The sequence below is a fragment of the Actinoplanes sp. NPDC021490 genome, assembly GCF_055562135.1.
In genome coordinates, this window is the sequence record NZ_JBVHFW010000001.1 from 78,974 (window position 1) to 99,090 (window position 20,117).

A 20,117-nucleotide genomic window follows, 5' to 3' on the forward strand; every position below is an offset into this window, starting at 1 on the left:
TCGAAGTATGTCCTTCACATCTGCTGTGACGTGCTGGCGCGACGTCTACGTCGTGGCCGGGTCGCGGGCCGTGTCGGTCTGCGGCGACTTCCTGGCCGCCACGACGCTGGCGCTCGTGCTGCAGCAGAGTGGCCACGGCGGCCTGGCCGTCTCGGGGCTGATGCTCGCGGCGAGCCTGCCGCTGGCCCTGCTCGCGCCGCTCACCGGGCGGCTCGCCGACCGCGCCGACAGCCGGACGATCCTGACCCTGGTGCCGCTGCTGCAGGCCGGGGTCTGCCTGGCCCTTGCGTTCACCGGCCATCCGGTCGCGATCGTCGGCCTGGTCGCGCTGCTGGCCTGCGGTCTCGCCTTCACCCAGCCGGTCACGGCGGCCCTGCTGCCCGAGATCGCCCGCCGGGAGGATCTGGCCAAGGCGAGCGGGCTGAGCCAGACCGCCGGGAACATCGGCATGCTGGTCGCGCCCGCGCTGGCCGGCATCCTCGTGGGCCGGTCCGGCGCCCGGTTGCCGCTCCTCATCGATGCGGCGAGTTACCTGGCGCTCGTCGCGGCCGCGCTCTGCCTGCGTACGCGCCGAAAAGGTCTGAAAGACAGAAAAGCGCCGCTCACGCCATGGCGGCTGCGCGACGACCGCACCCTCACCATCCTGATCGGCGTGCTGGCCGCCACCGTGGCCGGCGTCAGCATGGTGCAGGTCGTCGAGGTGTTCTTCATCCGGGACACGCTCGGCGCCTCGACCACGCTGTTCGGCTTCGTGGCCGCGTCGTGGACCGTCGGCATGCTGCTCGGCAACGTCGTCTTCAGCCGGGTCCCGCCCCGTCGGATAACCGTGCCCGCGGTGCTGCTGGTAGTGGCCGGCTCGTGCCTGCCGCTGCTGCTCGGCTCGACCGTCCCCGGGCCGTACTGGCTGATCCCGCTCTGGATTCTCGGCGGCGTGTGCAACGGCGGCATCAACGTCTTCACCATGGTCATCGTGGCCGGTCGCACCCCGTCGGCCGCCCGGGGCCGGGCCTTCGCCGCCCTCAACGCCGCGGTCCAGGGGTCCGGCATGATGGGCCTGCTCGTGGCCGGCCCGCTGGTCGAAGTGACCGACCCGCGGCTGCTGATGGCCGTGGCCGGCGCGTTCGGCCTGATCATGACCCTGGTCAGCCTGCCGCTGGTGCGACATGAGCCACCTTCGGATCCGCTCACGAGCGGACCGCTGCCGCCGCGGGATAGCGTCGCAGCATGAGCGACAGCGCCGGTCGGCCCCGGGTCGGGCACATTCAGTTCCTCAACTGCCTCCCGATCTATTGGGGTCTGATGCGGTCCGGCGCCCTGCTCGACGTCGATCTGCGCAAGGACACCCCCGACCGGCTCAGCGCCCGGCTCGTCGCCGGTGACCTCGACATCGGCCCGATCACGCTGGTCGAATACCTGCGCCACGCCGACGAGCTGCTCCTGCTGCCCAACCTCGCGGTCGGCAGCGACGGCCCGGTGCTCAGCGTCAACCTGATCTCGACCCGGCCGCTGGCCGAGCTCGACGGGCGGCCGGTGGCGCTCGGCTCCACGTCGCGTACCGGTGTGCTGCTCGCCCAGATGCTGCTGGCCGAGCAGTACGGCGCCGAACCCGAGTATTTCCGCTGCCCGCCCGAGCTCACCCAGATGCTCATCGAGGCCGACGCCGCCGTGCTGATCGGCGACCCGGCCCTGCGCGCCATGTACGAGGCGCCCCGCCTGGGCCTGGAGGTCACCGACCTGGGCCAGGCCTGGCGCGACTGGACGGGCCTGCCGATGGTCTTCGCCGTCTGGGCCGTCCGCAAGGACTTCGCCGCCGCCCACCCCGGCGTGGTCAAGGACGTGCACGAGGCGTTCCAGCGCTCCCGCGACCTGTGCCTGGGCGAACTCGACGAGGTCGCCGCCGCGGCTGCCCGCTGGGAACCGTTCGACGCCGACACCCTGGCCACCTACTTCCGCGCGCTCGACTTCTCGCTGGGCGAGCGCCAGATCGCCGGTGTGCGGGAATTCGCCCGGCGTGCGGCGGCTCGCGGGGAGGTGCCCCCGTTGCCCGCCGAAGGACCGCTTTTCGCCGAAGTTTGATCTTCGCGCGTGCAGGTCCTACGCTCCCGGAACCTCTCAGCAGGTTCATTGGAAACGGGGATTTGATGCGCCGACTCGCCCTCCCGGCCGCGCTTGCGGCCGTTGCTCTCGCCGGCCTGGCCGCGCCCGCTCAGGCCGCGCCCGCGTCCGAAGAGCCACTTGTCGGCGTGATCCTGCCCGAGCAGGTGGCCGTGATCGCCGGCCAGACCAAGACGGTCCGGGCCGAAGTGATCAATGCAGCGTCCACCCCGGCCAAGAACGTGGTTGTCACCTTCGGCGACATCGACAAGTCTCTCGCCCTCACCCTGCCGGAGAACTGCGACGCCACCTCCTGCAAGGTGGGCGACCTCGCGCCCGGCGCCCGCAAGACCCTCACTCTCAAGATCGGCGTGACCGGCGACAAGCTGGCCTCCACCTTCGAGGTCTCGACCGGCACCTTCCAGACCGAGGTGGCCGTCGTGCGCTCCGAAGGCGGCGTCGACCTCGAGATCGAACCGATCGACGACCTCAAGCTGAGCCGCGGCCAGTCGGCCAAACTGCCGGTTGTGTTGCACAACAGCGGCACCGAAGCGGTCGACTCGGTCGGTCTGGTGGTGCTCGGTGAGGAAGGCCTGACCGCGCTGGGCGACTTCCGCAACTGCCTCAACCTCAACGAGCTCGGCGAGGACGAGGACCTCGGCAACGGCGTCATCTGCAAGTTCGACGAGACGTTCGAGCCGGGCGCCACCTTCGAGGTGCCGGCCGCGACCCCGCTCGCGATCAAGCTGGACAAGGACGCGGGCGGCCCCTACACGTACGCCGGCGCCGTTCTGGCCATCGGCGTCAACGACTCCGACGCCTCGCTGCTGGCCAAGAAGAAGTCCGGCAAGGTTCTGACCCTCGACGCGCTCCGCAAGACCTCGGGCATCACCGACGGCGACGCGCCCGAGGACATCAATGAGGACGACAACAGCGCCTACTTCGGCGTCGCGGTCGGCAAGTCGGTCGCCGACATCGCCGCGCTGGGCGCCTCCGTCGAGGCGGCCGAGGGCGACGACCTGACCGTCGTGGTCGGCATGCAGAACAAGGGCCCGACGACCCTCATCCCCGGCAGCGACGACTTCACCTGGTACCCGAACGTCCGGGTCTCCGTGCCGGCGAGCCTCAAACTGTCCGAAGTCGACGGCGACTGCGTGCCCGGCACCGACGCCACCGAATGGGACTTTGAAACCGCCGGAACCGTCGACGGCCTCGACTACATCTGCTTCCCCGAATACGGCGCGAAGGTCGGCGAGACCATCAAGTTCGCCTTCACCGGAACGGTCACCGGCAGCGGCCAGGGCTCGGTCGTGGTCGACGGCGGCGTGCAGGACACCAACGGCGCCAACGACAAGGCCACGATCGTCCTCGCGTCCTCCTCGGGCGGGCAGGGTGGCGGCCTTCCGGTCACCGGCGCACCCGCCGGGTGGGTCGCCCTGGGCGGCGCGGTCCTGCTCATCGCGGGCGCGGTGGCAGCCTTCGTCTTCCGCCGGCGGCGCGTGGTGACGACGCTTTAGACGCAGACGTACGCGACGTCGCCGCGCGACAGTCGCCGATCAGGGCCGTCCCGGGCTGCTCGGGACGGCCCTGACTGTTCTTGTCGTCCGGTTTGTCGCTTGCTCGTGCTTGCTAGGGTCCGACGGATCATGAAGAGTCCCGAATTCGACGGTCACGAGCGGGCCCGCTGGTCCGGGCGTGCCCTCGCCTATGAGCGCAGCTTTGCCCGGCTCTGCGCGCACCCGGCCGAGGCCCTGCTCGATGCCGCGGGTGTCGACAAGGGGCACCACCTGCTGGATGTCGGCACCGGCACGGGCACGGTGGCCGCCATCGCGTCGTCGCGGGGCGCGTCGGTTCTGGCTGTCGATGCCGAGCCGTCGATGTTGGAACTGGCCGCGACCCGGCTTCCGCCCGGGGCCACGGTGCTCGCCACCCTTCCGGTGCTGCCGTTCCCGGCCCGGGCCTTCGACGCGGCCGTGGGCAACTTCGTGATCAACCATGTGGGCAACCCGGGGGCCGCGGTCTCCGAGATGGCCCGCGTGACCCGCCCCGGCGGCCGGGTCGCGGTGACTCTGTGGCCGTCCCCGGCGCCGACGGCCCAGCGGCTGTGGAGCGAGATCTTCGACGCGGCGGGCGCGGAACGGCCCTCGTCGTTGCCCCGGCTCGAGGCGGCCAAAGACTTTCCCCGTACGGAAGCCGGACTGTCCGCCCTGCTCGAAAGCGCGGGCCTGAGCGCGGTCACGTGCGAGACGGTGTCGTGGACGCTGCGTATCGACCCGGACGACTGGTGGGCCGGACCCGCGGCCGGGCTGAGCACCGCCGGACTGATCCTCGATCACCAGCCGCGATCCGTCGTACCCGAGGTGCGGGCCGCGTTCGAGCAAGTCACGGCTCCCTATCGGACGGACGACGGGATGCTCGCGCTCCCCGCCTCGGCGTTACTGGCGTCCGGGTTACGGCACTGACAAAGGTGCGGCGCGCAGGTGGGCCACGTCCCGGCTCGGGGGCCGGCCGAACTGGCGGCGGTATTCCCGGCTGAACTGGGACGGGCTGTCGTAGCCGACCCGGTGGCCGACCCCGGTGACGTCGTGCGGGCGGGTGGCCAGCATCAGGCGGGCCTCCTGCAGGCGGATCTGCTTCTGGAACTGGATCGGGCTCATCGCCGTGACCGCCTGGAAGTTGCGGTAGAAAGCGGACACGCTCATGCCGGCCAGCCGCGCCACGTCCTCGACCCGGAACGCCTCGCGGTAGTGCTCGCGGATCCACTGCACGGCCCGGGCCACGTGGGCGAGACTGCTGTCGGCGAGACCCAGATGCCGTACGGTCGCCCCCTGCTCGCCGATGATCAGCCGCCACAGGATCTCGCGCCGGATCAGCGGGGCCAGCACCGGAATGTCGCGCGGTGTCTCGAGCAGGCGCAGCATGCGGACGGCGGCGTCGACGAGTTCGGCCGGTGCGTCACTGACGGCGACGGCCGAGGGCGCGCCGGACGCCGGGGGCAGGGAACCGGCGGGCGCCTGGAGCAGCAGTTCCGCGATCTCGGCCGGGTCGAGCAGCAGCCCGAACCCAAGGGCCGGCGCCTCGGTGTAATAGCCGGTGACCGGCACGTCGACCGAGGCCACCAGGTATTGCCCGGCCCGATATTCGAAGACGCGATCCCCGAGCGCCAGGGTCTTGGCGCCCTGCGCGATCAGAGCGAGCACGGTTCCCGACATCGAGGCGCTGTTCTCGTACGCCCGGGTGGCCCGGCCGATCAGCACGCCGTCGATGGCCGTGGCCGCATCGCCCCGGGCATGACGGTCCAGCAGGCCTCGCAGTTCGTCGAGTGACACGACCCCATTCAATCGGCGCTGAGAGGAATGGGCAAGTAGTGACGAGCCTCGTTCTACTCCGTACGACCTCCAACTGGTGACATTGAAGGAGGAACTTCACGGCGTACGGGAAGAAGGGTCGGATTATGCGAGTCGGAATTGTGGTCGGGGGCAGCTCGGGGATCGGGCAGGCGGCGGCGGTCGAGCTGGGGCGGCGGGGCGTCGGCGTGATCGTCACCTACAGCGGCAACGCGGCGGGGGCCAAGGACACCGTGGCCGCGGTCGAGCGCGAGGGTGGACGGGCGCTCGCTTTCCGGCTCGATGTCGGGCGCACCGAGGAGTTCCCGGCGTTCCGCGAGCAGGTGGTGGCCGCGCTGCGCGACACGTGGCAGAGGGACACCTTCGACTATCTGGTCAACAGCGCCGGGTTCGGCGGCATGGCGATGTTCGAAGACATGACCGAGGAGCTGTTCGACCGGTTCCTGCGGGTGCTGCTCAAGGGCCCGTACTTCCTCACCCAGACGCTGTTGCCGCTGCTCGCCGACGGCGGGGCGATCGTCAACGTGAGCAGCAACTCGGCGCTGCCGACCGGGTCGGCCGACGTCGGCTACACGGCCTACGCGGCGATGAAGGGCGGGCTCAACGTGTGGACCCGGGTGCTGGCCAAGGAACTCGCCGGTCGGCGGATCCGGGTCAACGCGGTGTCGCCCGGCCCGACGCGCACCCGGCTCGCCGATGCCGACGGTGTGGTGGGCTTCGAGGCGTACCCGGAAGTGATCCCGATGCTCGCCGAGCAGACCGCGCTGGGCCGGCTCGGCGAGCCCGACGACATCGGTGTCGCCATCGCCGCGCTGCTCGGTGACGACAGCCGGTGGATCACCGCCCAGAACGTCGAGGTGTCCGGCGGCTTCGGCCTCTGATCATGCTTTGTCCAGCACCTTCTCCAGCGCCGCGACGTCGTCGGCCGTCAGTTCCCAGGCGCCGGCGGCGGCGTTCGCGTGCACCTGCTCGGCGGTCGTGGCGCCGGCGATGACGCTGGTCACGGCGGGACGCGCGGCCAGTCCGGCGATCGCCACGTCGAGCAGGCTGTGCCCCCGCTCGGCGCCGAACGCTGTCAGCGCTTCGATCGTGTCCCAGTCGGCGCCGTCGACCCAGCGCTGATAGCGCGGCAGCGACAACCGGGTGCCCTCGGCCGGCTTCTCATTGCGGCTGTACTTGCCGCTGAGCAGCCCCGAGTCGAGCGGGAAGAACGGCAGCAGCCCCAGCCCGAAATGCTCGCAGGCGGGCACGACCTCCTGCTCGACCTCCCGGTGCAGCAGGCTGTATTGGTTCTGCGCGCTGATGAACGGGGTCAGGCCGCCGGCCCGGGCGGTCCAGTCGGCGTCCGCGATCTGCCAGCCGGCGAAGTTGGAGTTGCCCAGGTAGCGCACCTTGCCCGAGCGTACGAGGTCGTCGAGGGCGGCCAGGGTCTCGTCGATCGGCGTCTGCGGGTCGGGCTCGTGCATCTGGTAGAGGTCGATGTAGTCGGTCTCGAGCCGCCGCAGCGAGGACTCGACCGCGCGCACGATGTAGCGGCGCGACCCGCGGGCGCCGAAGTCGTTGCCGTTGAGCCGGCCCACGTCCAGCCCGAACTTGGTCGCCAGCACGACCTCGTCGCGGCGCCCCTTGAGCGCAGCGCCCAGGCACCGCTCGGATTCGCCGGCCGGCTCGCCGTACCGGTCGGCCGTGTCGAACAGCGTGATCCCGGCGCCGATCGCGGCGTCGACGACCGCGCGGGTGCCGTCGGCGTCGAGCTTGCGTCCGAAGTTGTTGCACCCGATGCCGACGACCGAGACGGCCAGGCCCGAGGTGCCCAGCCGGCGGTAGCTCATGTCACTCATGAGCACGACCCTATGCCCGTTCGTGCCGACGTTTGCCCGGGACGGCACCCATCGGCAGTCGTCTATTGACACAGGTCCGAAACAAAAAGGACTCTTTTCTGAGAGCGCTCTCTTCCCCCATCCGCCAGAAGCTCAGCCCGTTCCCCCTGAAGCGGAAGGTGTCCCCGTGCGTACCGTCCTCCGAGTCTTAACGGCTCTGGCCCTGACCATTCCGGTCGCGGCCGCGGTGTCCCCACCGGCGGCCCAGGCCATCGGCCCGAACCTGCTGCCCGTCACCGTCTCCAACAACACCGGTCGCGGTGACGCGGTCTACCTGTACGTCATCGGCATCCAGCTGTCGTCCGGCCGTCTCGGGTACGTCAACCAGGCCGGCACCTTCAGCCCGTGGACCGGTGGCGCCAACCCGCCCGCCCCCGCGCCCGACGTCGCGATCAACGCGGCCGGTAACGGCGGCTCGACGACGATCCAGTTCCCGCGCGGCTTCTCCGGACGCGTCTACTTCTCGCTGGGCCAGAAGCTCAAGTTCTTCCTCACCCCGGACGGCCTGGTGCAGCCCGCGCCGTGGGCCGGCGGCGACGCCAACCGCGACATCCTGTTCGACTGGAGCGAGTTCACCTACAACGACTCGGGTCTGTGGCTCAACAGCTCGCAGGTCGACATGTTCGCGGTGCCGCACGCGGTCTCGGTGACCGGGGCCAACGGCGCGTCCAGGCGTACGGGTGACCTGGTCGCCAACGGGCGCGACAACATCATCAACGGCGTTCGCAACGCGGGCCTGGGAAGCACCGTCTACTCCCGCGCGGACGGGACCGTGCTGCGGGTGCTCGCGCCGGGCAAGGCGGCCGGCGCCGGGCTGATGAGCACCACGTACCTCGACTCGTACATCGCGTCGGCGTGGAACGCATACACCAGCAAGAACTTGACCGTTGTGCCGTTCGGCGACCAGCCCAACACGCGCTACACCGGGCGTACATCGGGCAACGTCATGCGGTTCACGAACTCGTCGGGCGCGCAGGTGGCGTCGTTCAACCGGCCGTCGTCGGCGTCGGTGTGGGGCTGCGACGGCGATCTGCCCGCCCCCAACGACCAGGTTGTCGGCCCGATTTCCCGTACGCTCTGCGCCGCGCTCAACCGGGGCACGCTCGGCACGATCGACACGCAGCCCAGCACGAACGCGGCCGACTTCTACAAGAACAACCCGACCAACGTGTACGCCAAGGTGGTCCACGCGAACATGCAGGACGGCAAGGCGTACGCGTTCGCCTTCGACGACGTCGGCGCGTTCGAGTCGCTCGTGCACGACGGTGACCCGCGTTCGGCCGGCATCCACCTGACCCCGTTCACCGGTGGCGGCGGCTCCAACCCGCAGCCGACGGGCGTCTCGGTGATCAGCTCGCTCAACAACAAGTGCATCGACGTGCCGAACGCGGACTTCGCCGACAGCGCGCCGCTGCAGATGTGGACCTGCAACAACTCGGCCGCGCAGAAGTGGAACTTCACGGGCGGCACCCTGCAGGCCGGCGGCAAATGCATGGACGTGCAGGCGGCCGGCACCGCCAACGGCTCGCCGATCCAGCTCTACACCTGCAACGGAACGGCCGCCCAGCAGTTCGTGCTGAGCGGGGCCGGTGACCTGGTCAACCCGCAGGCCAACCGGTGTGTCGACATCAAGGACGTGAACTCGGCCGACGGTGCCCGCCTGCACCTGTGGGACTGCCTGGGCGCGTCCAACCAGAAATGGCGCAAGGGCTGACAAGCTTCAGCTGACGGCGTTGGACGACCCCACTGCGACTCGCGGTGGGGCCGTCATTCTGGTTGCCCCCACTGCCCCGCGGATGTCAGATTGGCCGCATGATCTTCCTCGGGGGCGGCGGCAGCGAATCCGACGAGGCCCGGCTGTGGGACGAGGTTTTCGTCGAGGGCCGCCGGCTCGTGGTCTGGCCCTACGCGATGCCGAGCACCGAGTGGCCGCGGGTCGAGCGGTGGTTCCGGCAGGCGCTCGCGCCGCGCGGCCGTTTCGTCATCGACTTCGCGGACGCCCCGGACCTCGGTGATGTTCTCGTTGTTCCGGGCGGCAACACGTACGAGCTGCTGGCGGCCGTGCGTCCCATGCTGCCCGCGTTGCGTCCGTTCGTGGAGCGGGGCGGCCACATCTACGGCGGCAGCGCGGGCGCCATCCTGCTCGGCGCCGACATCGACATCGCCGGCATTCTCGACGCGAACCACCTCGGGCTGACCGACACCGCGGGCGCCGACCTGCTGTCCGGCCACGTCGTCTATCCGCACTTCACCGCCGACCAGGAGAAGACGGCCGCGCGCTGGGCCAACGACCACGACGTCGCGGTGCTGGCCATCCCCGAGACCGCCGGCGTGATCGTCGACGGCGCTATGGCCAGAAATGCCGGGCCCTCACCGGTCCACGTCTTCACACCCGGCGCGAGCACAACGTACGCGGCAGGCGATCACTGGCCACTGTGGTCGCTGAACAGCGCCGGATCGTAGGCCTGAGTCCCCGAGTCGGCGTCCCAGCGAGCGGCCAGCGGCAGCAGGTCGGTAATGGCGACACTGCGAACACCGTGCTCGGTCGGCAGAATCACGCGAATGCCCGGGTGGTAGTCGAACAGAATCTGCCGATCCCGCCCACACGGCCCGACCGGCCCACGATCGCAATTCCCCACCGCGACGATGGTCGAGAACTCCCGCCCGCCCGAGGCCCGCGCATTCCCCAGCGCCACCAGCTCAGCACACGGCCCACCCAGGAAGTGGTAGATGTTGATGCCGCCGTACATCTGCCCGTCGACGCCCCGCACGGCCGCGCCCATGGTGTGCACGCCCGTCTCGCCGTCGGTGTTGGCATCGACGATCCGCCGAGCAAACTCCACGAGTTCCAGGTCATCCGCGGTCAGCTCACGCATCGGAATAGCCACGCCAAAGATCGTAGGCCGCCGCTCGCCGATCGCTGCTCGCCGCCGCCCGCCCGCTGCGCCGCGGCTGCTGCCCGGCGGCTGCCGCCTGCTGCGCCAACGCCTCCTGCCCGCCCTCCTGCCTGGCTACGACGTGTCCGTCAGCGACCGACGCGGGACTCCATGCACCATCGCCGACGGCCGCTGCCCGACACGTGCCCGCCGAGGCCCGCTGCCCGAGGCTTGCTACCCGGAGCCCGCTGCCGACGGTCCGGTGCAATCCTGCCGTCAGCTGTCTGGTGGGCCGGCCAGGTCTCGGTAGGCCGGACGTAACAAGTCGACCAGCGGGATGTGCCGCACGCGGATCTGCGGGGCGTCGAGCGCACGCAGCAGCAACTCGGGCGGAGCCGTGATGCGGGACGGCCGTTCGCGCAGGCGACTCAGGCTGATCGCGGGCGTGTAGAAGTCAGCGAGATGGTCCTCCAAAGGGGACTCTTCGACGGCGAGCGGATCGACCGGCGGGGTGGGTTCCGGAGTGCCGCGCAACGCGTCGAGCAGGGCCTCGCGGGGCCGCCCGCGCCAGGCCAGCACCAGGAACGGGTCGTCGTCGAAGGCCTCGGCCAGCACGTAGAGCACCGCCGACCCGTGCTTGCAGGGCACGCTCCAATCAGGACAGCTGCATCGGATGTCGAGCCGGTCGGGGAAGAGCGGCGCCTCGTGCGCGGCGAACAGGTCGACGATCTCGTGCGGCATCTCGCCCGCCAGCAGCGCCGCGCGGTACAGGGCCTGGGATCCGAGCGCTTCGGTCAACTCGGTCCACTGTGTCTCTTCGAACGCCGCGATGTCGATCGTGACCTCGTACGGCTGGGGGCGCGAACCCTGCACCCGACCGGTCACCCGGCCCGCGGTCAGCGCGAAGTCCATCACCTGCCCCTTGCGCGCGTACGTCCGTCCCCGCGCCAGCCGGCCACCGTCACAGATCTGCTCGAGCACGTCGACGAACCGGCGCGACCACCAGCTGTCGCCGATCTTGCCGCGTTTCGCGCGGACGGCGATGCCGCCCTCGACCTCGATCGGCCGCCCGGACTCGAAGAACCGGCCCTCGGGATCCACAGGCATGTCAGCGCACCGCCGCCGGGTCGAGCGCGAACAGCTCGCGCAGTTGATCTGTACTCAGGTCGGTGATCCACTCTTCGCCGGTGCCGACGACCGACGAGGCCAGCGCCTTCTTGCGCTCGATCATCCCGTCGATCTTTTCCTCCAGCGTCCCCGTGCAGATGAACTTGCGCACCTGCACATTGCGCGACTGTCCAATACGGAACGCCCGGTCGGTGGCCTGATCCTCGACCGCCGGATTCCACCACCGGTCAAAGTGGACCACGTGGTTGGCGGCGGTCAGGTTGAGACCCGTGCCGGCCGCCTTGAGCGACAGCAGGAAGAGCATCGGTTCGTCGTCGGTCTGGAACCGCTCGACCATCTCGTCGCGTTTCACCTTGGAAAGTCCACCGTGGAGCCACAGCACCGGACGATCGAGATGGGCGGCGAGATAGGGCTGCAACAGCGAGCCCCACTCCGCGTACTGAGTGAAGATCAGAGCCTTGTCGCCGTCCTCGATGATCTCCTCGGCCAGTTCCTCGAGACGGGCCAGCTTGCCCGAGCGCCCGGGCAGCCGCGAACCGTCCTTGAGCAGGTGGGTGGGGTGATTGCAGACCTGCTTGAGCTTGGTCATCGCGGCCAGCACGTTGCCGCGCCGCTGGATGCCCTCGCTGCCCGAGATGGCCTCCATCATGTCCTCGACGACGGCCTGATAGAGCGTGCCCTGCTCGGGCGTGAGCGTGCACCAGACCTTCATCTCGTTCTTCTCGGGCAGGTCCGAGATGATCGTCTTGTCGGTCTTGAGGCGGCGCAGCACGAACGGCCCGGTCGCCCGCTTCAGCGCAGCGGCGGCATCCTCGTCCTGCCGGACCTCGATGGGCTCCTGGAAGCGCCGGCGGAACCGCTTGACCGGTCCGAGCAGACCGGGGTTGCAGAAGTCCATGATGGACCACAGCTCGGCCAGATGATTCTCGACAGGCGTGCCGGTGAGGGCGAGGCGGGTGCGCGCCGGTACCGAACGCACGGCCTGAGCCTGCCGGGTGCCGCTGTTCTTGATGGCCTGCGCCTCGTCGCACGCGACGCGTCCCCAATGGACGCTGCGCAGTGCCTCGATGTCGCGAACCGCCGTGCCGTAGGTGGTCAGCACCAGATCGGCTTGGCCGACGGCGGCATCGAAGTCGTCGCCGCGCTGCCGCGTCCCGCCGTGATGCACGTAGACCCGCAGGCTGGGCGCGAACCGCGCGGCCTCCTTCTGCCAGTTGCTGACCAGAGACATAGGACAGATAAGTAGCGTCGGCGCGACAGGCGAACCCGGTGCGGCCGTGCCGTCCGGATCCGAGGCCCGCTCGGCCAGCAACAGTGACAGCGTCTGCGCCGTCTTACCGAGACCCATGTCGTCGGCCAGGATGCCGCCGAGGCCGAGCCGGGAGAGGAAGTGCAGCCAGGAGAGGCCGCGTTCCTGATATGGCCGGAGGGCGCCCTGGAAGTTCGCCGGCGTGGGAACCGGGGCGAGACCTTCGGCGGCCTGACCGGAGAGCAGGTCGCCCAGCATCCCGTCGGCGTCGACGTCGACCAGCGGTAGGTCTTCCTCGCCGCCGTCCATGACCTGCTGCAGCACCTCGCCCGCGGTGAGCTCGCCCTCGCGCCGCTTGCCGACGGCCTTGAGGGCGGCCTTCAGCTGGCGGTCGTCGAGTTCGACCCACTGCCCCCGCACCCGCACCAGCGGCACCTTGAGCCGGGCCAGCTCGGCCAGCTCCTCGGCGGTCACCACGCCGTCGCCGATCACCAGATCGAGCTTGAAGTCGACCAGGTCGTCGAGCCCGAACCCGGAATCGGCCACCGCCCGCGTCGCGGTGCCGCGGGACTTCGACCGGGTGGTCAGCTTGAGCCCGACGCCCTTGCGCCCGGCCCAGGCCGGCAGCTGCACGCCGAACCCGGCCGCCTGCAGCAGCGGGGCGGCCTGGCGCAGGAACTCGTGGGCCTCGCCGGTGTTGATCTCGAGGCCGGCGGGCTCCTGATCCTGAAGGGCGAGATGCAGCAGCGGGAACAACCGCACCGCCCGCCCGAGCCCGGCCAGCAGGGTCTCGTCGGGCCGGGCCGGGAGCCCCGGGATCCGTCCGCCGGTCCACACGTCGGCCGCCGGTAGATAGAGACTCGGATCCTCGGCCGACTGGAGAGCGAACTCCAGCCCCCACGTGTCGGCGCCGACCTCGGGCTCGCTGAGCCGAAAACTCACCCGGATCGGGCCGTTGGCCTCGTGCGCGGCCCGGAGCCACTCGTCCAGCGCCTTGCGGAGCTCCCGTTCCTCGGCCGGCTTGGCCCCGGGCAGCGCGGGGTCGGCCGTGGTCAGGGCCGCGATCCACCGGTCCGGAAGGGGTCCCTTGGGGCCGGCGCGATGCCCGAGCAGGATCCGTTCGGGCATGACGGCCCGCGCCGCCCCGTCCAGCAGCGAGGCCAGCGCGTCGCGAAGAGTGACGGCCACTCCGAAGCCGTCGGCGGTCGCGGCGGTGGGTGGGACGGCGGCCCGGACGGCGGCGGGCATGGCGGTGGCGAAGTCGCGATAGGTGGCGGCGTCGGCGCCGGTGACGACCGGGCGCCAACGGGCGGCGGCCACGCCGGACTCGGTGACCAGCTGAGGCAGCATGCGGCCCCGGCGAGCCAGGTCGCATGCGTGGCCGGCCAGCACGCCGAGATAGCGCAACGACGAGCCCGCCAGCCACGAACCGGCCGGATCGGGGTCGGACAGGGCGGCCAGGGCGTTCAGCGCCGCGTCACCCGGCAGCAGCAGCACCGGCACCGACCACTCGGCCAGCCGGACGCCGCGGGTGGGCGACTCGATGCCGGTGTCGGGGGAGGGGAGCGGTCCGCGGGCCGAACTCGGCAGCCGCAGGGTCAGCGACCCGGCGACGGCCTTGCCCAGCCCGTCGCGGACGTCGTCCGACGTCTCGGTCAACTCCGTGAGCAGCGCCTCGGCGCCGGCCGCGAACGGATGCGGCCGAGCCTGCGCCCGGGAACGGGTGGTCGACGGAAGATCCGGATCTTCGGCCCAGAGCGCGAGCTGTCCTGGCCGGTCCGTGCCCGGCACCCAGCCGCCATGCACGACGAGCACACCCACCCCCTGAAAGAACGCATCGAGACTAACGACCCCGGCCCGCCGAAACGACTCGCCACCCGACGGCCACTCGACAGGAACGGGATTGCCGAGCGCCAGGGACCTCGCCGTCAGGCGCGAGGCCGGCCGATCGGAGGGCCGGGCCGGAGGCGCGACCGCAGCCGGTGAGCGGGGTGGCCGGTCGGCGGACAGGGGTGACAGCCGGGGACTGCGCCGTCGCAGACCGCGGACCGCCAGAACGTTGAGAAGCCGTACGAGGGTCGCCGTGGTCTTGGGAGAGAACCCGGTCTCGGGCAGGTTTTCCCAGGGTGACGCGCCCCAAGGGCGGCGGCGACGACCGGAACGGCTCAGGGAATGCGGTGACAGCTTGATGGGAAGCCTCCAGCGTTGGGGCGGCGGCCGGCGAAAGCTAGAGGACGGATCAAGCCCGGCGTTGAGCGCCCGGGGAGGCGCGAAACTTGCCGGAGGCGAGCACGTGGGAAACGGTTAGGGGCGAGGTGTTGCGCACGGGCGCCTCCCGGAACGAAGCGGTATGTCTGTACGTCGTACACAATACGTCGTACAAGAAAGGAGTGCCACCCGGTGGCCGAGGCCAGACGCACCATCGATCTGCTGTGGTTTCCCGACGCGGTGGAGAAGCGGCGCGGCCGCCGCCAGGGGCTGAGCGTGCCCCAGGTGGTCGAGACCGGCATCGCGCTGGCCGACGGCGAGGGCCTCGAGGCGGTGACCATGCGCCGGGTGGCCCAGGAGCTGGGCGTCGTCCCGATGACGCTCTACACCTACGTGCCCGACAAGGCGACGCTGCTCGAACTGATGCTCGACCGGATCTACCTGGGGATGACCCGCGTCGAGCGGCCGGACGAGCCGTGGCGTGACCGCCTGGCCGCGCTCGCCGAGGAGAACCGCCGGCTCTACGCCGAGCATCCGTGGGCCGCGGAGATGCCCGCCGGTCGCCCGCCGCTGGGGCCGGGGCTGATGGCGAAGTACGAGCACGAGCTCAAGGCGTTCGACGGCTGCGGGCTCGACGACGTGGCCACCGACGCCGCGCTCACCTTCCTGATCGGCTTCGTCCAGTCCTCGGCCCGGGCCTCGGCCGTCGCCGCCACCCAGGAAGGCACCGACGCCGAGTGGTGGGAGCTGAACCGTCCCCGCCTCAGCGTCGTCCTCGACGAGCGGAGTTATCCCACGGCCGCGCGGGTGGGTGCCGCCGCCGGGGCCGCCCAGGGGGCCGCGATCAACCCCGATCACGCGTACGCGTTCGGTCTGGAACGGGTCCTCGACGGGCTCGGAGTGCTCATCGCCACGCAACGTGCCGACTGACGCCCGGCGATCCGGGGACGTAACCTCGACTACGTGACGGCGAACCCGGAGATCGACAGCATCCTGCAGCGAGCCGCCGACGGCGGGCGGATCACGCCCGAGGAGGCGCTGCTCATCTATACGGAGGCGCCGTTCCACGCGCTCGCCGAGGCGGCCGACACGGTCCGGCGCCGTCGTTATCCCGACGGCGTCGTCACCTACCTGATCGATCGCAACATCAACTACACGAACGTCTGCGTCACCGCGTGCAAGTTCTGCGCCTTCTTCCGTGCCCCCAAGCACAAGGAGGGCTGGTCGCACCCGATGGAGGAGATCCTGCACCGCTGCGGCGAGGCCATCGATCTCGGCGCCACCCAGGTGATGCTGCAGGGCGGTCACCATCCCGACTTCGGAGTGGAGTACTACGAGGAGCTGTTCTCCTCCGTCAAGCAGGCCTATCCGCAGGTCGCGATCCACTCGATCGGCCCCAGCGAGATCCTGCACATGGCCAAGGTCTCGGGCGTCTCGATCGAGGAGGCGGTGGTCCGGATCAAGGCGGCCGGTCTCGACTCGATCGCCGGCGCCGGCGCCGAGATGCTGCCCGACCGGCCGCGCAAGGCGATCGCTCCGCTCAAGGAGAGCGGCGCCCGGTGGCTCGAGGTGATGACGGTCGCGCACCGCCACGGTCTCTCGTCGACCGCGACGATGATGATGGGCACGGGCGAGACGCACACCGAGCGCATCGAGCACATCCGGATGATCCGCGACGTGCAGGATCTGGCCGTCGCCAACGGCTACCGCGACGACGCCGTCGAGACCGGTCACGAGGTCGGCGGCTTCCGGGCGTTCATCCCGTGGACCTATCAGCCGGAGAACAACCACCTCAAGGGCCGGACGCAGGCCACCACCATGGAATACCTGCGGTTCCTGGCCATGTCCCGGCTGTTCTTCGACAACGTGGCCCACCTGCAGGCCTCCTGGCTGACCACGGGCAAGGACGTCGGCCAGCTCTCGCTGCACCTGGGCGTGGACGACCTGGGCTCGATCATGCTCGAGGAAAACGTGATCTCCTCGGCCGGCGCCCGCCACCGGTCCAACCTGCACGAGCTGATCTGGATGATCCGGACGGCCGACCGCACCCCGGCGCAGCGCGACACGCTCTATCGCCATCTGGCCGTGCACCACACCCCGGCCGACGACCCGACCGACGACCGCGTCGTCTCGCACTTCTCCTCGATCGCGATGCCCGGCGGCGGCGCCGGCCGCGCTCAACTCCCGCTCGTCGAAGCCAAATAGACGTACCGCCATTGCCCGTTCGGTCAGGTACCCCTCCCCAAAGTGTGGAGGGCGGGTTGCTCCTTCGTAACGAGCCCTGTGAACCCCTGTTGCGGATGTTGCACAGGCGGTTACGTTGCCTGCGTAAGGCCTGAGAACTTCCTGACTCGGACCCGGGTTTGCCCCGGCGATGGTCGCGGACCCGACCGATGGCGGTCGTATATATAACGCACAAGGGACGGGCGGGATGGGTGACCATCCCGCCCGATCTGTTTGTCCGGGTGGCAGAGTTGTCCGCGTGACTCGCGCAGATCTGGACAAGCAACCGCACGAGGTCGCCGAGATGTTCGACGGCGTGGCCGAGCGGTACGACCTGACCAACACCGTGCTCTCGTTCGGGCAGGACCGTGGCTGGCGCCGTGCCACCCGCGCCGCCCTGGGCCTGCGGCCGGGGGAGCGGGTGCTCGACGTCGGCGCCGGCACCGGAATCTCCACCGAGGAGCTGGGCCGCTCGGGCGCGTTCGCGGTGGGCGCCGACCTCTCCACGGGCATGCTCCAGGCCGGACGCCGGGTACGCCCCCAGGTCCCGCTGGTCGCCGGGGACGCGCTCAAGCTGCCCTTCGCCGACGAGACGTTCGACGCGGTGACGATCTCGTTCGCGCTGCGCAACGTCGTGGACGTCGAGGGCGCCCTGCGCGAGCTGAGCCGGATCACGCGGCCGGGCGGCCGGCTGGTGATCTGTGAGTTCAGTTCCCCGACGTTCGGGCCGTTCCGGACCGTCTACATGCAGTACCTCATGCGCTCGCTCCCGGCGGTGGCCCGCAGCGTGTCGAGCAACCCCGACGCGTACGTCTATCTCGCCGAGTCGATCCGCGCCTGGCCCGACCAGGCGGCCCTGTCGGCGCGTATCGCCGCGGCGGGCCCGTGGACCCGGATCGGCTGGCGCAATCTGACCGGCGGCGTGGTGGCCCTGCACCGCGCGACGAAGGCCTAAAGAGGGATAAAAGCGGCTTTTGCCGCGAAACGGCGTACGGCCTGTTTGTCTCGATCTATGACGACCTTCGGGCATCTCGAAGACACCGACATCGACATCGCGATCGACGAGAGCGACGCCGGCGAGCGCCGGGGCATCGAACTGGCCACTCGCCTGCGGATGGTCGCCGCCGAGGATCCCGACCTGGCTCAGGAGCTGGTCGACAACCTGATCATCGCGCTGGACAAGGCGATGGGCGGCAACTTCCGCGAGTACCTGGACGGCGACGCGCGGGAGGCCGCGGACAGAGTACTCACGCCGGGCAATTCACCCGGCCGAAATAGTTAGGTTCCCCTAACCAGAACGACCTTCAATGGCCGTCCTAGACTCCGACTTGGGCATGCTTGTGAACTGTTTCACGAGCTGCTGCGAGACGGAGGTGTGGTGTGCGCAACCAAGTACCATCCGGCCAAATAGCCGACGAGGCTGATGTCATCGTCGTCGGTGCAGGTCCGGGAGGATCTGCGGCGGCCTATCACATGGCGCGGCACGGGCTCAGAGTCCTGCTGCTCGAAAAGACCGAGTTCCCGCGCGAGAAGGTCTGCGGCGACGGGCTGACCCCGCGTGCTGTCCGCCAGCTGGTGCGGATGGGCATCGACACCTCGGAAAAGGCCGGCTGGCTGCAGAACAAGGGTCTGCGGGTCATCGGTGGGGGCGTACGGCTGGAACTGGACTGGCCCGATCTCGCCAGTTTCCCCAACTACGGTCTGGTGCGGACCCGGCTGGACTTCGACGACATGCTGGCCCGGCGGGCTGTCGAGGCGGGTGTCGTGCTGCACACGAACACCAACGTCACCGGCCCCGTGCTGGACGACGACGGCCACGCGATCGGCGTCGAGGCCAAGGTGGGCCCGGGCAAGGAGCCCGTCGAGTTCCGCGCTCCGCTGGTGATCGCCGCGGACGGTGTCTCGGGCAAGCTGCCGATCGCGATGGGACTGACCAAGCGCGACGACCGCCCGCTCGGCGTGGCCGTCCGGCGCTACTACCACTCGCCGGTGCGCGCCAACGACGACTACCTCGAGTCCTGGCTCGAGCTGCGCAGCGCGACCGACCGCGAACGCCTTCTCCCCGGATACGGCTGGATCTTCGGCATGGGGGATGGCAGGGTGAACGTGGGCCTCGGCATTCTCAACAGCTCGAACGCGTTCGGCAAGACCAACTACCGCGCGATGCTGACCGACTGGCTGGCCGGGACGCCGGCCGACTGGGGCATGCGGGACGAGTCCAACGCCGACGGCCCGATCCTGGGCGCCGCGCTCCCGATGGGCTTCAACCGGGTTCCCCACTACACGCGCGGGCTGATGCTGGTCGGCGACTCCGGCGGCATGGTCAACCCGATGAACGGCGAGGGCATCGCGTACGCGATGGAGAGCGGCGAACTGGCGGCGGAGGTCGCGGTTCAGGCGCTCGCCCGCCCGGCCGGCGCCGACCGCGAACGTGCCCTGCGGGCGTACCCGTCCGAACTCAGTCTGCGGTTCGGCGGTTATTACCGGCTTGGTGGCGTATTTGTGAAGCTGATCGGCAATCCTCAAATCATGCGGATCGCCACCAAGCACGGCATGCCGCATCCGACCCTGATGCGGTTCGTTCTGAAACTGCTGGCCAACCTCACGGACCCGCGCGGCGGCGACAGCATGGATCGGATCATCAACGGCCTCACGAAGGTCGCGCCGGCCGTATGAGCACCCCGCGACCGACACCGACAATTCGGACTAATAGTGTTAACTGGCTAATAGTCGAGCAGGAGAAACGATGACGGTAAACCCATACGTCCCGATCGTCGGGTTACTGATCCTCGGCGCGCTCTTCGCGTTGTTCTCGGTGTCGATCGCGCCGATCGTCGGCCCGCATCGCTACAACCGCGCCAAACTCGACGCGTACGAGTGCGGCATCGAGCCGGCGCCGCAGCCGGTCGGGGGTGGCCGGTTCCCGGTCAAGTTCTACCTGACCGCGATGCTCTTCATCATCTTCGACATCGAGACCATCTTCTTGTACCCGTGGGCCGTCTCCTTCGGAGCGCTCGGGCTGTTCGGGTTCGTCGAGATGGTCCTGTTCATCGTCACCGTCTTCATCGCCTACACGTACGTGTGGCGGCGTGGCGGACTCAACTGGGACTGA

General features: G+C 69.8%; 18 protein-coding genes. 13 read left to right on the top strand and 5 right to left on the bottom strand.

Annotated elements, in window-relative coordinates; genetic code table 11:
- Window positions 1-7 precede the first annotated feature (7 nt).
- From ACZ3I4_RS00385 to ACZ3I4_RS00400, 4 genes are all read left to right on the top strand, one after another.
- Window positions 8-1,228: an MFS transporter gene (locus tag ACZ3I4_RS00385; protein ID WP_465379672.1), complete on the top strand. Its 1,221-nt coding sequence runs from the start codon at window positions 8-10 to the stop codon at window positions 1,226-1,228.
- Entirely contained in the window at window positions 1,225-2,076 is an 852-nt protein-coding gene (locus tag ACZ3I4_RS00390) for a menaquinone biosynthetic enzyme MqnA/MqnD family protein (protein ID WP_465379673.1), read from the top strand. The genes ACZ3I4_RS00385 and ACZ3I4_RS00390 overlap by 4 nt, the downstream gene beginning before the upstream one ends.
- 65 nt (window positions 2,077-2,141) lie before the next feature.
- A complete protein-coding gene (locus tag ACZ3I4_RS00395; protein WP_465379674.1) occupies window positions 2,142-3,611 on the top strand; it encodes an LPXTG cell wall anchor domain-containing protein in 1,470 nt (489 codons plus the stop codon).
- A gap of 129 nt (window positions 3,612-3,740) precedes the next feature.
- Window positions 3,741-4,556, top strand: a complete 816-nt coding sequence (locus tag ACZ3I4_RS00400) for a class I SAM-dependent methyltransferase (RefSeq protein WP_465379675.1) — start codon at window positions 3,741-3,743, stop codon at window positions 4,554-4,556.
- On the opposite strand, the gene ACZ3I4_RS00405 is transcribed toward ACZ3I4_RS00400, so the two are convergent.
- Window positions 4,545-5,423 carry an AraC family transcriptional regulator gene (locus tag ACZ3I4_RS00405; RefSeq protein WP_465379676.1) on the bottom strand — a complete coding sequence of 293 codons (879 nt, stop codon included), beginning with the start codon at window positions 5,421-5,423 and terminating at the stop codon, window positions 4,545-4,547. The two genes, ACZ3I4_RS00400 and ACZ3I4_RS00405, sit on opposite strands and share 12 nt — an antisense overlap.
- A 125-nt stretch (window positions 5,424-5,548) precedes the next feature.
- On the opposite strand from ACZ3I4_RS00405, the gene ACZ3I4_RS00410 reads away from it, so the two are divergent.
- A complete protein-coding gene (locus tag ACZ3I4_RS00410; protein ID WP_465379677.1) occupies window positions 5,549-6,322 on the top strand; it encodes an SDR family NAD(P)-dependent oxidoreductase in 774 nt (257 codons plus the stop codon).
- On the opposite strand, the gene ACZ3I4_RS00415 is transcribed toward ACZ3I4_RS00410, so the two are convergent.
- Complete coding sequence (locus ACZ3I4_RS00415) at window positions 6,323-7,282, bottom strand: aldo/keto reductase (protein WP_465379678.1); 960 nt, start codon at window positions 7,280-7,282, stop codon at window positions 6,323-6,325.
- A gap of 166 nt (window positions 7,283-7,448) precedes the next feature.
- On the opposite strand from ACZ3I4_RS00415, the gene ACZ3I4_RS00420 reads away from it, so the two are divergent.
- Entirely contained in the window at window positions 7,449-9,035 is a 1,587-nt protein-coding gene (locus ACZ3I4_RS00420) for a beta-1,3-glucanase family protein (RefSeq protein ID WP_465379679.1), read from the top strand.
- 98 nt (window positions 9,036-9,133) lie between these two features.
- Window positions 9,134-9,784, top strand: coding sequence for a Type 1 glutamine amidotransferase-like domain-containing protein (locus ACZ3I4_RS00425; RefSeq protein WP_465379680.1), 651 nt, complete (start codon window positions 9,134-9,136; stop codon window positions 9,782-9,784).
- Here ACZ3I4_RS00425 and ACZ3I4_RS00430 read toward each other — a convergent pair.
- From ACZ3I4_RS00430 to ACZ3I4_RS00440, 3 genes are all read right to left on the bottom strand, one after another.
- Entirely contained in the window at window positions 9,745-10,209 is a 465-nt protein-coding gene (locus ACZ3I4_RS00430; protein ID WP_465379681.1) for a cytidine deaminase family protein, read from the bottom strand. The genes ACZ3I4_RS00425 and ACZ3I4_RS00430 overlap by 40 nt on opposite strands.
- A 264-nt stretch (window positions 10,210-10,473) precedes the next feature.
- A complete protein-coding gene (locus tag ACZ3I4_RS00435) occupies window positions 10,474-11,304 on the bottom strand; it encodes an SWIM zinc finger family protein (protein ID WP_465379682.1) in 831 nt (276 codons plus the stop codon).
- A gap of 1 nt (window position 11,305) precedes the next feature.
- Window positions 11,306-14,389: a DEAD/DEAH box helicase gene (locus tag ACZ3I4_RS00440; protein WP_465379683.1), complete on the bottom strand. Its 3,084-nt coding sequence runs from the start codon at window positions 14,387-14,389 to the stop codon at window positions 11,306-11,308.
- A gap of 585 nt (window positions 14,390-14,974) precedes the next feature.
- On the opposite strand from ACZ3I4_RS00440, the gene ACZ3I4_RS00445 reads away from it, so the two are divergent.
- The 6 genes from ACZ3I4_RS00445 to ACZ3I4_RS00470 all read left to right on the top strand — a co-directional run bounded on the left by ACZ3I4_RS00445 (window position 14,975) and on the right by ACZ3I4_RS00470 (window position 20,117).
- Window positions 14,975-15,712 (top strand): TetR/AcrR family transcriptional regulator, encoded by a 738-nt coding sequence (locus ACZ3I4_RS00445; RefSeq protein ID WP_465379684.1) that lies wholly within the window; start codon window positions 14,975-14,977, stop codon window positions 15,710-15,712.
- 33 nt (window positions 15,713-15,745) lie between these two features.
- Window positions 15,746-16,987 carry a cyclic dehypoxanthinyl futalosine synthase gene (gene mqnC / locus ACZ3I4_RS00450; protein ID WP_465379685.1) on the top strand — a complete coding sequence of 414 codons (1,242 nt, stop codon included), beginning with the start codon at window positions 15,746-15,748 and terminating at the stop codon, window positions 16,985-16,987.
- Window positions 16,988-17,213: 226 nt separating this feature from the next.
- The gene (locus ACZ3I4_RS00455) at window positions 17,214-17,960 is read left to right on the top strand and encodes a demethylmenaquinone methyltransferase (RefSeq protein WP_465379686.1); all 747 of its coding nucleotides are present in this window, start codon (window positions 17,214-17,216) and stop codon (window positions 17,958-17,960) included.
- A 57-nt stretch (window positions 17,961-18,017) separates the two neighbouring features.
- Entirely contained in the window at window positions 18,018-18,287 is a 270-nt protein-coding gene (locus ACZ3I4_RS00460; protein WP_465379687.1) for a hypothetical protein, read from the top strand.
- A gap of 98 nt (window positions 18,288-18,385) precedes the next feature.
- On the top strand, window positions 18,386-19,681 hold the full coding sequence (locus tag ACZ3I4_RS00465) for a geranylgeranyl reductase family protein (RefSeq protein WP_465379688.1): 1,296 nt from the start codon (window positions 18,386-18,388) through the stop codon (window positions 19,679-19,681).
- A gap of 70 nt (window positions 19,682-19,751) precedes the next feature.
- On the top strand, window positions 19,752-20,117 hold the full coding sequence (locus ACZ3I4_RS00470) for an NADH-quinone oxidoreductase subunit A (protein WP_221379813.1): 366 nt from the start codon (window positions 19,752-19,754) through the stop codon (window positions 20,115-20,117).

Coding starts and splice junctions, on each gene's coding strand:
- ACZ3I4_RS00410 (WP_465379677.1), top strand. CDS start 5,549: ATGCGAGTCGGAATTGTGGTCGGGGGCAGCTCGGGGATCGGGCAGGCG.
- ACZ3I4_RS00395 (WP_465379674.1), top strand. CDS start 2,142: ATGCGCCGACTCGCCCTCCCGGCCGCGCTTGCGGCCGTTGCTCTCGCC.
- ACZ3I4_RS00455 (WP_465379686.1), top strand. CDS start 17,214: ATGGGTGACCATCCCGCCCGATCTGTTTGTCCGGGTGGCAGAGTTGTC.
- ACZ3I4_RS00400 (WP_465379675.1), top strand. CDS start 3,741: ATGAAGAGTCCCGAATTCGACGGTCACGAGCGGGCCCGCTGGTCCGGG.
- ACZ3I4_RS00470 (WP_221379813.1), top strand. CDS start 19,752: ATGACGGTAAACCCATACGTCCCGATCGTCGGGTTACTGATCCTCGGC.
- ACZ3I4_RS00425 (WP_465379680.1), top strand. CDS start 9,134: ATGATCTTCCTCGGGGGCGGCGGCAGCGAATCCGACGAGGCCCGGCTG.
- ACZ3I4_RS00385 (WP_465379672.1), top strand. CDS start 8: ATGTCCTTCACATCTGCTGTGACGTGCTGGCGCGACGTCTACGTCGTG.
- ACZ3I4_RS00435 (WP_465379682.1), bottom strand. CDS start 11,304: ATGCCTGTGGATCCCGAGGGCCGGTTCTTCGAGTCCGGGCGGCCGATC.
- ACZ3I4_RS00390 (WP_465379673.1), top strand. CDS start 1,225: ATGAGCGACAGCGCCGGTCGGCCCCGGGTCGGGCACATTCAGTTCCTC.
- ACZ3I4_RS00415 (WP_465379678.1), bottom strand. CDS start 7,282: ATGAGTGACATGAGCTACCGCCGGCTGGGCACCTCGGGCCTGGCCGTC.
- ACZ3I4_RS00460 (WP_465379687.1), top strand. CDS start 18,018: ATGACGACCTTCGGGCATCTCGAAGACACCGACATCGACATCGCGATC.